Annotated in this window: 10 protein-coding genes; 5 read left to right on the forward strand and 5 right to left on the reverse strand. The window is 71.0% G+C overall.

All coding sequences use genetic code 11. The features are described 5' to 3' along the window. Positions 1–44 precede the first annotated feature (44 nt). Both ACWKZU_RS15555 and glf read right to left on the reverse strand, forming a co-directional pair. Positions 45–2,441, reverse strand: coding sequence for an S-layer homology domain-containing protein (locus tag ACWKZU_RS15555; protein ID WP_449283242.1), 2,397 nt, complete (start codon positions 2,439–2,441; stop codon positions 45–47). A gap of 132 nt (positions 2,442–2,573) precedes the next feature. After that, complete coding sequence (glf, locus tag ACWKZU_RS15560; protein WP_449283243.1) at positions 2,574–3,713, reverse strand: UDP-galactopyranose mutase; 1,140 nt, start codon at positions 3,711–3,713, stop codon at positions 2,574–2,576. 203 nt (positions 3,714–3,916) lie between these two features. Here glf and ACWKZU_RS15565 point away from each other — a divergent pair, with 203 nt between their 5' ends. The 4 genes from ACWKZU_RS15565 (at position 3,917) to ACWKZU_RS15580 (ending at position 8,078) form a co-directional block, all read left to right on the forward strand. Beyond that, positions 3,917–5,758, forward strand: coding sequence for a methyltransferase domain-containing protein (locus ACWKZU_RS15565; protein WP_449283244.1), 1,842 nt, complete (start codon positions 3,917–3,919; stop codon positions 5,756–5,758). Continuing rightward, on the forward strand, positions 5,755–5,979 hold the full coding sequence (locus tag ACWKZU_RS15570; RefSeq protein WP_449283245.1) for a DUF6752 domain-containing protein: 225 nt from the start codon (positions 5,755–5,757) through the stop codon (positions 5,977–5,979). Before ACWKZU_RS15565 ends, ACWKZU_RS15570 begins: the two co-directional genes overlap by 4 nt. A 220-nt stretch (positions 5,980–6,199) precedes the next feature. Further along, complete coding sequence (locus tag ACWKZU_RS15575) at positions 6,200–7,117, forward strand: META domain-containing protein (RefSeq protein ID WP_449283246.1); 918 nt, start codon at positions 6,200–6,202, stop codon at positions 7,115–7,117. 28 nt (positions 7,118–7,145) lie between these two features. Beyond that, complete coding sequence (locus ACWKZU_RS15580; RefSeq protein ID WP_449283247.1) at positions 7,146–8,078, forward strand: hypothetical protein; 933 nt, start codon at positions 7,146–7,148, stop codon at positions 8,076–8,078. A 122-nt stretch (positions 8,079–8,200) separates the two neighbouring features. On the opposite strand, the gene ACWKZU_RS15585 is transcribed toward ACWKZU_RS15580, so the two are convergent. Genes ACWKZU_RS15585 through ACWKZU_RS15595 form a run of 3 tightly spaced genes read right to left on the reverse strand, consistent with a single transcriptional unit; the run spans position 8,201 to position 11,637 of the window. Next, on the reverse strand, positions 8,201–9,154 hold the full coding sequence (locus ACWKZU_RS15585) for a Gfo/Idh/MocA family protein (protein WP_449283248.1): 954 nt from the start codon (positions 9,152–9,154) through the stop codon (positions 8,201–8,203). Between the two features lie 40 nt (positions 9,155–9,194). After that, positions 9,195–10,490, reverse strand: a complete 1,296-nt coding sequence (locus tag ACWKZU_RS15590) for a nucleotide sugar dehydrogenase (protein ID WP_449283249.1) — start codon at positions 10,488–10,490, stop codon at positions 9,195–9,197. Positions 10,491–10,500: 10 nt separating this feature from the next. Then, positions 10,501–11,637: a glycosyltransferase family 4 protein gene (locus ACWKZU_RS15595; protein ID WP_449283250.1), complete on the reverse strand. Its 1,137-nt coding sequence runs from the start codon at positions 11,635–11,637 to the stop codon at positions 10,501–10,503. 84 nt (positions 11,638–11,721) lie between these two features. On the opposite strand from ACWKZU_RS15595, the gene wecB reads away from it, so the two are divergent. Next, positions 11,722–12,792 (forward strand): non-hydrolyzing UDP-N-acetylglucosamine 2-epimerase, encoded by a 1,071-nt coding sequence (wecB, locus tag ACWKZU_RS15600; protein ID WP_449283251.1) that lies wholly within the window; start codon positions 11,722–11,724, stop codon positions 12,790–12,792. Positions 12,793–12,875: the final 83 nt, after the last annotated feature.

Genomic DNA, 12,875 nt, shown 5'->3' on the forward strand with positions numbered 1-12,875 from the left:
CCCCTGGCCGAGGACGTCAGCGCGCGAGGATCAGCGCGCGAACGTCAGTGCTTCAGGCGGTAGATGAACGCCGCCATCGCCTCGCGCGTCACGCTGCTCTTCGGCATGTACTTCGGTTTGCCCGACTTCTGCTTGATGCCGGTCGAGAGGCCTTCCTTGTACATCCAGGTGATCTCCTTGTAGAACTTCTGGCCGCGCTTCACGTCGGCGAACGGCGACGTCTTCGCTCCCTTGTAGGTCGCGTTCTTCAAGCGGTAGATGAACGCCGCCATCGCCTCACGCGTCACGCTGCTCTTCGGCATGAACTTCGGCTTGCCCGACTTCTGCTTCACACCGGTCGACAGCCCGGACTTGTACATCCAGGTGATCTCCTTGTAGAACTTCTGCCCGGGCTTCACGTCGGAGAACGGCGAGGTCTTCGGAGCTTTGTAGCCCTTCGGAGCCTGCATCCGGAACATGAACGCCGCCATCGCCTCACGGGTGACGTTGCTCTTGGGCGCGTACTTCGCAAGGTTCTTGCCGGCCTTGATGCCCGTGGAGAGCCCGGCCGAACTCATCCAGTTGATCTCCTTGCCGAACTTGTGATCGTAGGGCACGTCGATGAACGGGGTGTAGCTGATGCGCACCTTGGCCTGCGTGCCGGAGGTGGACACCACCGTGACCCGGGCGTTGCTGCTCACCGGGGTCGTCGACTGCCCGGTCTTGCCCGACGAGTAGAACGCCGATCCGCTGCGGAACGGGACGACCGTCGACCGCTTGTAGTCGAACGGGCGCCACACGCCGTCGCTCCACAGCGCCTGGGCCTTCGGGTAGCTCTTGACCACCTGCACGCCGGTGACGAAGCGGGTCTTCCGGCCGTCGTTGAACGAGATGTAGTTGCCGTCGTTGAGACCGGTGCCGGCGTCCTGGCCGCCCCCGCTTCGGAACTCCACGTAGAAGCTGCCTCCGCTCTGGGTGTTGACCTTGAGCCCGCGCAGGCCGGAGTTGTTGCCGGCCCGGTTGATGGTGATGGTCTGCGAGCGGCCGCCGGAGGCGTTCACGCTCTTGACGCTGCCGGAGGGCAGCACGCCGAGCGCGGCCTTCTGCGCGATCGAGAGCGCGGGCGTCACCCCGGGGTAGGACACGCCCATGATGCTCCAGGCGTCGCCGTACTCGAGATCGCGGCAGGGGCTCACCGGCTTCGCCACGCGCAGACCGGTCTGCGAGTCGCCCTGCATCGAGGTCTTCGCGTCGACCCGCGACCCGGTGCACTCGCGCACCTGGCTGTGCCCCAGGCTGAGGTTGTGCCCGATCTCGTGGGCAACGACCGCCTTCATGTCGCTCACCGGTCGGCCGCTGCCGCGAGCCGCGATATCGACCCACACCGTGCCGCCCGAGTGGATGCTGCCCACGTGGCCGAGACCGGCGGGGCCGCAGTTGCCATGGCTCACGTACACCACCAGGTGCCGGCCGCCGGAGTAGTAGTTGGCCGGCTTCTTGCCGAACTTCGCGGCGGCCTTCTGCCACAGCGCGTCGGCGTTGCAGGCGTTCGCGGCCGACGCCGGAAGGGTGCTGTAGCTCCCCAGCTTGATGCCGTTGACGGCTCCGTTGGTCTGGCCCTTCCAGTAGGTGCCCGACTGCGTCACGAGGCTCTCGGCGTTGGCCCTGCTGACCGCACCGCCCACGATCACGATATCCGCCACGTGCTGCTTCTTCGCGGGCGCTCCAGCGGTCACCTCGGGCGCCACCGCGACGCCGGCGACCGGGGCCGGAGCCTCGTTGCGCGCCGCCACCTCGGCCACGGTGTCGAGCGCCTCGGCGACGGCCAGCGAGCCCTCGGCCTCGATCTCGGCCTGCACCTCGGCCCGCGTCTCGGCGTCGAGCTCCGCGATGCCCACGAAGGCGGCGTTCGAGTCGATCGCACCGCCCAGAGCGGCGGTGTCGACCGGTACGATCGCACCCTCGGAGGTCGCGAGCGACCAGGTGCCGCCCTCGAGCTGCTCCGCCGCCTCGTGAGCCACCTCGTGCGCCGCCTCGCTGTGCTCGTCGTGCTCGTGCAGCTCGGCCGTGAGATCGGCGGAGGGCTCGTTCGGCAGGAACAGCAGCTTGCCGCTCACCTCGAGCTCGCTCGGCGCCTCGGTCAGCTCATCGGCCGGGACCTCGACAGGGCCCTCCCCGCCTTCCTCGAGCGTCTCGGAAGCCGCTTCGTCCTGCTCGGCCGGGTCCTCCGGCTCGGCGGGCGCTTCCGCATCACCGGACTCGGCGGGATCGCCCGCCTCCCCCGATTCCTCGGGCGCCTGCGGCTCCTCGGACGAGGTCTCCTCGCCGTCGACCTGCTCCTCGACCGCGGTCACCGGGTCGGTGTCGCCGGTCGACGGATCGAAGGCCTGGGCCGGTGCCGCGCTCAGGACGAGCAGGAGCGCCAGGGCGCCTCCCACGGCGGGTTTCAGAATGGATTGCACGGTTCCCCCTCACGTCCGCTGACGACGCGGACCGACAACAGCTTAAACGAAGCTGTGCGAGTCCTGAAACCAACATCTGAAGAACTCCGCTTTTCGGCATCCCTCGCGCCGCCTGTTCGAGGGGCCAACGCCTCAGAGCAGCTCGGCGAGCTTGTTGTTGTACATCGTCAGCGCAGACCCGATGGCCATGTGCATGTCGAGGTACTGGTAGGTGCCCAGACGGCCGCCGAACAGCACCCGGTCCTCCGCCGCCGCGAGCTCGCGGTACTTCAGCAGGCGATCGCGATCCTCAGGCGTGTTCACCGGGTAGTACGGCTCGTCATCGCGAGTGGCGAAGCGGGAGTATTCACGCATGATCACGGTCTTGTCGGCCGGGTACTCGCGCTCGGGGTGGAAGTGCCGGAACTCGTGGATGCGCGTGTACGGCACATCGGATCCCGCGTAGTTCATCACGCTCGTGCCCTGGAAGTCGCCGGTCGGCAGCACCTCCTGCTCGAAGTCGAGCGTGCGCCAGCCGAGCTCCCCCTCGGAGTAGTCGAAGTAGCGATCCACCGGCCCCGTGTAGACCACGGGCACCGTGCCCACCGTCGCCCGCTTGTTGAGCGGCTGCGACTCGTCGAAGAAGTCGGTGTCGAGACGCACCTCGATGTTCGGGTGGTCGGCCATCCGCTCGAGCCACGCGGTGTAGCCGTCGACCGGCAGCCCCTCGTGGGTGTCGTTGAAGTAGCGGTTGTCGTAGGTGTAGCGCACGGGCAGCCGCGAGATGACCTCGGCGGGCAGCTCGGTGGTCGGGGTCTGCCACTGCTTCGAGGTGTAGTCGCGGATGAAGGCCTCGTAGAGGGGGCGCCCGATGAGCGAGATGCCCTTCTCCTCCAGGTTCCTCGCCGACCTGGTGTCGAACTCCTCGGCCTGCTGCGCGATCAGCGCCCGTGCCTCGTCGGGCCCGTAGGCCGCACGGAAGAACTGGTTGATCGTGCCCAGGTTGATGGGCAGGGGGTACACCTCGCCCTTGAAGTTCGAGTACACCTTGTGCACGTAGCTCGTGAACTCCGTGAAGCGGTTCACGTACTCCCACACCGTCTCGTTCGAGGTGTGGAAGAGGTGCGCGCCGTAGCGGTGCACCTCGATGCCGGTCTCGGGCTCGGCCTCGGAGTAGGCGTTGCCGCCGATGTGCGAGCGGCGGTCGATCACGACGACCCGCTTGCCCGCGCTCGCGGCGCGCTCGGCGATGGTGAGCCCGAAGAAACCTGATCCGACGACGAGAAGATCCATGCGCACCAGCTTAGGGGATGCGCCGACAGGCTCTTCCCCCGTCATCCTGCGCCAGGCGAGACGCAGGATCCTGCTCCACGCCTGGGATCCGGCTCCTGCGGCTGCGCGCGGAATGACGGGTCGCCGGGGTCCCCTTCGGCGCACCGGCGGAGTGCTCGCGACGCCGCCGGTAGACTGGCGGGAACCGTCAGGCACAGCTCACCATGAACCAGCACACCACTCCTCACCGTCTCGCCGTCGATGCGCTCCCCGAGGGCACCGACTCCGTCGACGTCCGCTTCGACGGGGTGCGGATCTGGTCGATCGACGTGCGGAACGCGACGATGGGCGAGTCGTTCGCGGTGGACTGGCCGGAGGCGCTGCGCCCCCACCTCACCGGCCGCGCGCTGGTGAGCGTGCACGACTCCGGCAGCGGCGCCGAGATCGAGTCCCGCGAGGTGCGCTTCGACGCCTCGGAGCATCGCACCCGCGTGGTCGACGGTGCCGGATCGCCCCTCGTGCTCAACAAGTGGGGTCGCCTGGGGGTGTCCCTCGAGGCGATGGGGGCCGAGACGCGGGGCCTCATCGTGGAGCGCTCGGCCCGGATCGTCGAGCAGCTGCGGGACCTCGGTCTGCGCCCCTTCGTCGTCGGGGGCACGCTGCTCGGAGCGGTGCGCGACGGCACGCTCCTCCCCCACGACGACGACGCCGATATCGCGTACCTCTCCGAGCACACGAACCCGGCCGACGTCGCCGTGGAGGCGTTCCGGGTGGGCCGGGAGCTGCAGGCGCGCGGCTACGAGCTCAAGCGGCACAGCGCGACGCACATGCAGCTGCTCTTCCGCGAGGGGTGGGTCGAGGGATCGGGATCCGCAGGGGCCGCCGCGCCCCGACCCGGCGAGGGATCGCCGCGCTCGGGCGGGGCCGGTACCGCACCGGCGCCGGTGCGGCACTACATCGACGTCTTCACGGCGTTCTTCACCGCCGACGGACTCATCAACCAGCCGTTCCACGTGCGCGGCGAGATGCGGCGCGATCAGATGCTGCCCTTCGGATCCGTCTCCATCGACGGCACCGACTTCCCGGCCCCGGCCGACACCGACCGCTGGCTCACGATCAACTACGACGAGAACTGGCGCACCCCCATTCCCGGATATCGGCTGGAGACGCCGGTCGAGACCCGGCGGCGGTTCGACAACTGGTTCGGCTCCTTCAACTTCCAGCGCGAGTTCTGGGACGAGTTCTTCGGCGCGGAGGCGGCGGAGCCCGCCGGTTCGGATCCCGGCGCGGAGGCCGGCACGGGATCGGACGGCGCGGGATCGGACGGCGCGGACGGCACCGGGCCGGATGCGGAGAACCCGGCGGATCGAACTCGCACGGCCGAGGAGCGGCGCTGGGCCGCGGGCCGCGACTGGCTGCTGGCGCAGGCCGATCGTCTGCACGCCCCGGTGCTCGTCGATCTGGGGTGCGGGGCCGGCGAGCTGAGCCGGGCCCTCGCGGAGGCGCGCCCCGCACGACGGGTGCTGGGGGCGGACTACTCCGCGGAGGCGCTGCGGGCCGCGGAGCGGGCCGCGGAGCGGGCCGCGGGATCCCGCGCCGAATTCGCGCACCTCAATCTCTATCGCGCGGACGCCCTGGCCCTCCCCCGCGCCCGCGGCATCTCCGAGCCCTTCGACGTCGTCGCCAATCACCTCATGGAGCAGCTCGGCCATCACGGCCGCGTGTACGCCTGGAGGATCATGCGCATGGCGCTCCGCAGCGGCGGCGGCGCGCGCTTCACCTTCCACGCGGCACCGGCCGCCGAGGTGCGCTTCGAGGATCCGACGGGCTGGCATCTCGAGACGGTTCAGCTGGTCGACGAGGCGGCGCGATTCGGCCTGGAGCTCGAGTTCTTCGGGCTGGACGCCGACACCGAGACCGAGCACGCCGGCGAAACCGCGGCCCCCGCGCCGTCGGACCCTCGACGACACCCCACCGGCGCCATCGTGCGCCTCGCCTCGCCGGGCGCCCGCGAGGGCACCATCCGCCCGGCGGACCCCGCAGCACGACAGGAGAGCACCGCATGAACCTGAGCAGCCTGCCTCGACGCGCGTTCGGCCGCGTGCGCCGCGTCTTCAACCGGCACGGCGCCACCGTCCACCGCCTCGAGCAGGAGCTGCGGGCGGAGCGGGAGCGCATCTCGCGTCTCGAGGCCGACCTCGACGAGCTGCGCCGCGACAGCCTGCGCGTGGCCGAGCTCGTGGACCTCGTGGAGCGGGGACTGACACCCCACTCCGACCACTCCTGACGCGCTCCCGCGGAGGAGTGCCCGCCGGTCTGCGCGCAGTCGCCGGACCCACGCGGGATGGACCCTGCGACTCGCGAGCTCGCGCAGGATGACCGGGAGCGGCGGATCCTGCGGCTCGCGGCACCCGGGGGACCCGGGCCCCGCCGGCGTCCGCCTAACGCACGCCTAACCGCGGAGCCCCTAGACTGCGAGCATCAGCATCGATCGCAGGGAGGCCCCGATGTCGACTCTCACTCACTCGCTCTACATGGTCGGCGCGGGCGTGCTCGCGTTCGGGGCGGTCTTCGCCTCCCATCAGCTCACCGCTCCGCTCGTGGAGCCGGCGGTGCACGAATCCGGTCAGGAGGACGCCGTGGACGATCACGCCGACGACGAGCTCGGGGAGGCGCCCATGCCCGACCCCTCCGAGGCGCTGCTCGAGCAGGCGATCCTCGGCCGCTGGCAGGCCCCCGAGCCCGCGAACCAGGACGCCTTCGTCGAGTTCACGCAGTACGGGCTCTGGTTCTCGTCCGACGGCTGCAACGGGCTGAACGGCTCGTGGATCGCCGCCGAGGACGGCACGCTCACCATCGACGGCACCGAGGCCATGACGATGATCGCCTGCGACAACGAGCCGATTCCGACGGCGGTGCGCTACGCGGTATCCGCCGAGGTCACGCCCGACGGGGAGCTGCTGCTCACGAACGAGGACGGTGAGCAGACCGCACTCGTGCAGGCCCGTCGCGGCGGCATCTCGTTGCAGGGACGCTGGGTGCCGGAGGAGAGCACGGGCGGCTCATACGTCGAGTTCACCGCCGACGGGCGCTGGGAGGGGTCGGACGGCTGCAACGCCGCTTCGGGTTCCTGGGAGCTGAGCGCGGCGGGATCAGACGCCGCCGGTGCCGACCCCGTCGCGTCGGACATCTCCTTCCCGCCGTTCGGGCGGCTCGTCGTCGGAGACCTCTCGGGGATGACGAGAATGGCCTGCGAGGATCTCGACGCGGTCAATCTCCCCCTCCTGCTCGCGGACGCCACGGGTCTCGAGTTCACCGATCAGAACCGAGTGACGCTCCTCGTCACGCAGCCCGACTCCGAGCAGTGGGAGCACGTGCAGCTGCGTCGCGCCGACGAGGGAGAGCCCGTCATCGTCGTGCCGTGACCCGCGGCCCTGATCGAGGAGGACGAACATGCCCGCATCCGCCCGCCACGCGCTCGGGATCCTGGGCGCGGGAGTGCTCGCCTTCGGCGCGGTGCTCGTCGCGCACCAGCTCACCGCTCCGCTCGCCGAGACCGAGGAGCCGCACCCGCCGGTGATCACCGTGCCGCAGGAGACCGGAGCCCCCGGCGATGCGGAGCCCGGCGACGGGACCGGGGATCCCGATGCCGTCCCGACCGGGCTCCCGCTCGAGGAGGCGATCCTCGGCCGCTGGCACGCCCCCGAGCCCGCCAACCAGAACGCGTTCATCGAGCTGACCGGGTACGGCATGTGGTTCGGCTCGGACGGCTGCAACACCGCGGACGGCACCTGGCGCATCGATGAGACGGGGGCGCTCGAGACGGACGACGACGGGTTCATGACCGCGATCGGTTGCGACAACGAGCCCCTCCCCGAGGCGATGTGGGCGGCGACCGCCGCCCGGATCACGGCCGACGACGCGCTGATCCTGACCGATGCCGACGGGGATGAGACAGTGCTCGAGCGCAGCCGGGCGGGAGGCGTGTCCCTCGCGGGCCGCTGGGTGGGGCCCTCCTCCGACATGCTGCTCACCCTCGTGGACTTCGGCGCGGACGGCGTCTGGCGGGCGACCGCGGGCTGCAGCGAGTTCTCCGGCACCTGGAGTCTCGAGGGGCTCGACCCCGATGCACGCAGCATCGATCTGCCGTCGGACGACGAGACCACGCTCCTGTACACCCCCGCGCCGGGGCTGCTCCGCATCGGCCCGGCTCCGTCGGAGCCGAACCCGGTGTGCACGGACGCCGAGATGACGGGCGAACTCCCCTTCGCGTACGGCGCCGACTACTGGCTGGGCTTCGCCTCCCCCGGCATCTTCTCGCTGACCCGGGTCGAGACGGGTGCGCTCCCGGATCGCCCGTTCACGTTCTACCGCACCGAGCCGTAGGCACCCACCGCCGGTTGACGACGAGGCGGCCCCGTCATCCTGCGCGCAGTCGCAGGATCCCGCGGATGGATCCTGCGACTCGCAAGCTCGCGCAGGATGACGGGCGGCGAGACGGCGAGGACTCAGCTCTGCGCGAGCGCCGCCGCGATGATGCGGTGCGCCGGCAGGATGCTGCGGCGCTCCTCATCGATGTCGACGCGGCCCTCGACGAGATCGACGAAGTGCTCGAACTGCGCCGCGAGCGGCTCGAGCCCCGACACCTCGGGCACCTCCATCTCGGTCATCTGCTTGAAGCCGGCGCGGCCGTCGGTGCTCTCGATGTTGGTGTGGCGGTACTTGGTGACGCTGCGCAGCAGCAGATCCACCTCCACCATCGAATCGAGCGACTGGATCGTGAGCCGGCGCACCTTGCGCTGACCGATCCTGCTCGCCGAGGCGGAGGCGATCCCGTCGCCCGGGAAGCGCAGTGTCACGTCGATCACGTCCTCGGCCCCGGGGACGGACTGCGGGTGGAAGTAGCCGAGCTCGGCGTGCACCTTCTCGGGACTCTGCGACCCGAAGATGCGCGAGATCAGGTCGGCGTCGTGCACCAGCACGTCCCAGGCGACGCCGGTCTTGATGCGCGCCCAGTGCGGCGAGTGCCGCTCGGCGCGCACGTAGACCGGATCCTCGATGAGCGCCTGGGCGGCGACCACACCCGCGTTGTAGCGCTCGAGGAACCCGCACTGCACCGGCACCCCGCGCCGCTCCGCCGTCAGCAGGATCTCCTCGGTCTGCTCGAGCGAGGGGCAGACCGGCTTCTCGATGAGCACGGGCAGACCCGCGTCGAGCACCTGCGTCGCGATGCCGTAGTGGTACTCGGTCGACGCGGCCACCACGACGGCGTCGGCGCGCTTCAGCGCGTCCTCCGCATCCGGATACCACTCGCCCCCGTACTGCTCCGCAGCCGCACGGCCGTTCTGCTCGAAGGGATCCACGATCCCCACCAGATCGGCGCGAGCGGAGGCCGCGATGATGCGCGCGTGGTTGCGGCCCATCGATCCGGCGCCGAACAGCACTACTCTGGGGTTTGCCACGGGGTCCTCCCTCTCTCGATTCCGCCGACGGTGCGCGTGCTCAGGAGCCCGCGCCGATGACGATGCGCGGCACCCCGGCCCAGCGAGCGGGGTCGGTCGCGTTGCGTCCGTCCGCGAAGAGCCGGATGCCCGGGAAGTCGGCGGGGCCGAGCTGCAGGTACTCGGCGTGATCGGCCTGCAGGATCACCACGTCGGCCTCGTCACCGATCCGGTGGGCCGCGAAGCCGTATCCGGCCAGCTCCTCGTCCGAGAACAGGGGATCGTGCACGGTCACCGTCGCGCCGCGCTCGGTCAGCGCCTCGACGGTGGGGAACACGCCCGAGACGGCGGTCTCCTTCACGCCTCCGCGGTACGAGGCGCCGAGCACCGCGACTCGCAGCCCCTCGAGGCCGCCGATGACCTGCTCGACGCGGTCGACCACGTAGCCGGGCATCGTGGCGTTGTAGTTGCGGGCGGTGCGCACGATGTCGGCGTCTGGATCGGTCGACAGGTACAGGCGCGGGTAGACGGGGATGCAGTGGCCGCCGACCGCGATGCCGGGTCGATGGATGTGGCTGAACGGCTGCGAGTTGCAGGCCTCGATGACGCGGTACACGTCGATGCCGGCGGTGTCGGCGTAGCGCGCGAACTGGTTCGCGAGGCCGATGTTGACGTCGCGATAGGTGGTCTCGGCCAGCTTCGCCATCTCGGCCGCCTCCGCGGTGCCCATGTCCCACACCCCGTTGGGGCGGGGCAGGTCGTCGCGCTCGTCGAAGGTGAGCACGGACTCGTAGAACTCGATCGCGCGGCGCGCGCCGGCCTCGTTCAGGCCGCCCACCAGCTTGGGGTACTTGCGCAGGTCCTCGTAGACACGACCGGTGAGCACGCGCTCCGGCGAGAACACGAGGTGGAAGTCCTCGCCCTCGGCGAGACCGGAGACCTCCTCGATGAGCGGCTTCCAGCGCCCGCGGGTCGTGCCGACGGGCAGCGTGGTCTCGTAGGAGACGAGGGTGCCGGGGGTCAGGTGCTCGGCCAGCGAACGGGTGGCGGCGTCCATCCAGCCGAAGTCGGGCTGCCAGGTCTCCTCGTCGACGAGCAGCGGCACCACGAGCACCACGGCGTCGGCGCCGGGGATCGCCTCCGCGTATTCGGTGGTGGCGCGCAGCTTGCCAGCCGGCACCTGCTCGGCGAGCTTCTCGGCGAGCCCGGCCTCGCCGGGGAACGGCTCCTCGCCGCGGTTGATGCACTCCACGAGGGCCCGGTTGACATCGACTCCGATCACCTCGTGCCCCATCGACGCGTACTGCGTGGCGAGGGGGAGGCCGATCTTTCCGGTAGCGACTACTGCGATCTTCACGCGTGCGAGTCTACCGCTGCCGTTTCGATGCGCGCTGCACGGCGCGATCGTACACCTCGCGGTAGTCGGCGCGGCGACGCTCCTCGGAGAAGGTCTCGCGGGCGTAGCCGGCGATCTCATCGGGCGTCCAGCGCTCGGGATCGGAGGCCAGCTCGGCGATCGCCGCGGCGAGCGCCGTGCCGCTGCGCGTCTCGACCGCGCGCGAGGCCGCCGGAGGCAGGAACGCCCGGTGCCCGCCCTCCCCGCTCGTGACGACCGGCAGCCCGTGCCCGAGCGCCTCGGCCACGGCGACGCCGAAGGTCTCACCCCGGGTGGGCAGCACGAACAGGTGGGCTCGCCGCAGCGTCTCGGGCAGCGCCTCGGGGTCGACGTGGCCGAGGAGGGAGACGCGCTCGGCGATCCCGAGCGCCGTCGCGTGCGAGCGCGCCTCATCGGCGAGGGGTCCGGATCCGGCCCACTCGAGCCGGGCGTCGACACCGCGGTTCCGCAGCTCGGCGACCGCGTCGATGGTCTCCAGCACACCCTTCCAGGGGATCAGGTTGCCGACCCCCACGAGCCGCAGCGGGCCGTCGCCGCGCTCCTCGGGCCGCTGCGGCAGCTGCCCCCGCTCCGCCGCATCGGCCGGGGCGAGGCGCACCCGGTTGCCGATCACGGCGGTCGGCTCGGATCGGAAGCGGTCGACGGCATCGGCCAGGGGCCGGCCCACCGCGACCATCGCGTCGGGGCGGCGCAGGCCCGGCCGCAGCACGGCACCGCCCAGGCGGGCGCGCAGCGTGGCGGGCGTGCCGACCAGCCCCGACCAGTGCTCGGTGTGCACCCACGGGCGGTGCGGTCCCGCGAGCGCGACCGGCAGGATCGCGGGGAAGGCCATCGTGTGCACCAAGTCCGCGCCGACCGCGTGCCGACGGATCTCCCGGATCGCGGCGCGCCAGGTGCCGGGGCGCGAACTGCTGAACAGGCCGCGGTGCACGGTCACGCCGTCGTCGGTGCGCCACTGCGCGGGGCCGTCCGGCAGCGCGGGATCGTGCAGGTGCAGCACGGCCACCCGATGGTCGCGCGCGAGCAGCTCGACGTCGCGCAGATTGAAGATCCCGGATCCCGGGGCCGAGGGGGTCGGGAACCAGGGGGTGACGGCGAGCACTCGCATACGCCCATGCTAGAGCGCGCCGATCGATGCGCGCTGCGATCCCGCGCCGAATCCGACGGTGCGCCGCCTTCTAGGATGGAGTGCATGAGGATCATGAGCGTCGTCGGCGCACGCCCCCAGTTCGTCAAGCTCTCCCCCGTCGCCCGGGCGATCACCGCGGCCGGGCACGAGCACGTCATCGTGCACACCGGACAGCACTACGATCCGATGCTCTCCGACGTCTTCTTCGAGGATCTCGGGATCCCGCAGCCGGACGCTCACCTGGGTGTCGGGTCCGGCACCCACGGCGTGCAGACCGGCGCGATCCTGTCGCAGATGGACGAGGTGCTCGAGCGCTTCTCCCCCGACTGCGTGCTGGTCTACGGCGACACGAACTCCACGCTCGCCGCCGCGGTGAGCGCGGTGAAGCTGCACTATCCGGTGGCTCATCTCGAGGCGGGACTCCGATCCTTCAACCGCGCGATGCCGGAGGAGCACAACCGCGTGCTCACCGACCACGCCGCCGATCTCTGCCTGGCGCCCACCGAGGTGGCGATGGGGCATCTCGCGACCGAGGGACTCGCCGACCGGTCGGTCCTGGTGGGCGACGTGATGACCGACGTGCTGTTCCGGGTGCGCGACGCCGTGCTCGAGAGCGGTGCGGCGAACCCGCTGCACGGGGTCGACCCGGCCGAGGGCTACTACATCGCCACGATCCATCGCGCCGAGAACACCGACGACCCCGCGCGGCTGCGCGAGGTCGTCGCGGCGCTCGCCGCCGCCGACAAGCCGGTCGTGCTGCTCGCCCACCCGCGCGTGCGCGCGAAGGCCGCGGAGCACGGCATCGACCTGGACGGCGGCGCGCTGCGGACCCGGGATCCCCTCGCCTACCCCGGGCTGATCGCGGCGGCCCTCGGCAGCGCCGGAGTGGTGACGGACTCGGGCGGCCTGCAGAAGGAGGCCTTCCTGCTGCGGGTGCCGTGCACCACCGTGCGGCGCGAGACGGAGTGGGTCGAGACGATCGAGCTCGGCTGGAACGTGCTGGCCAACACCGCCGGCGAGATCACCGCGGCGCTCACGCGGCCGAGACCCGAGGACACCAGCGCGGCTCCCTACGGCGACGGACGCGCCGCAGAACGGGCCGTGGCGGCCATCGCGGAGCGCATCGCCCGCTGAGCCCGCCGGAATCGACCGGTGCCGGAACCCACGCCCGGCGGAACAGGCGTGCCTCGCGAGCCGGCGCGGGTCGCGAGCCGCGA

This window comes from Leucobacter sp., assembly GCF_053528595.1.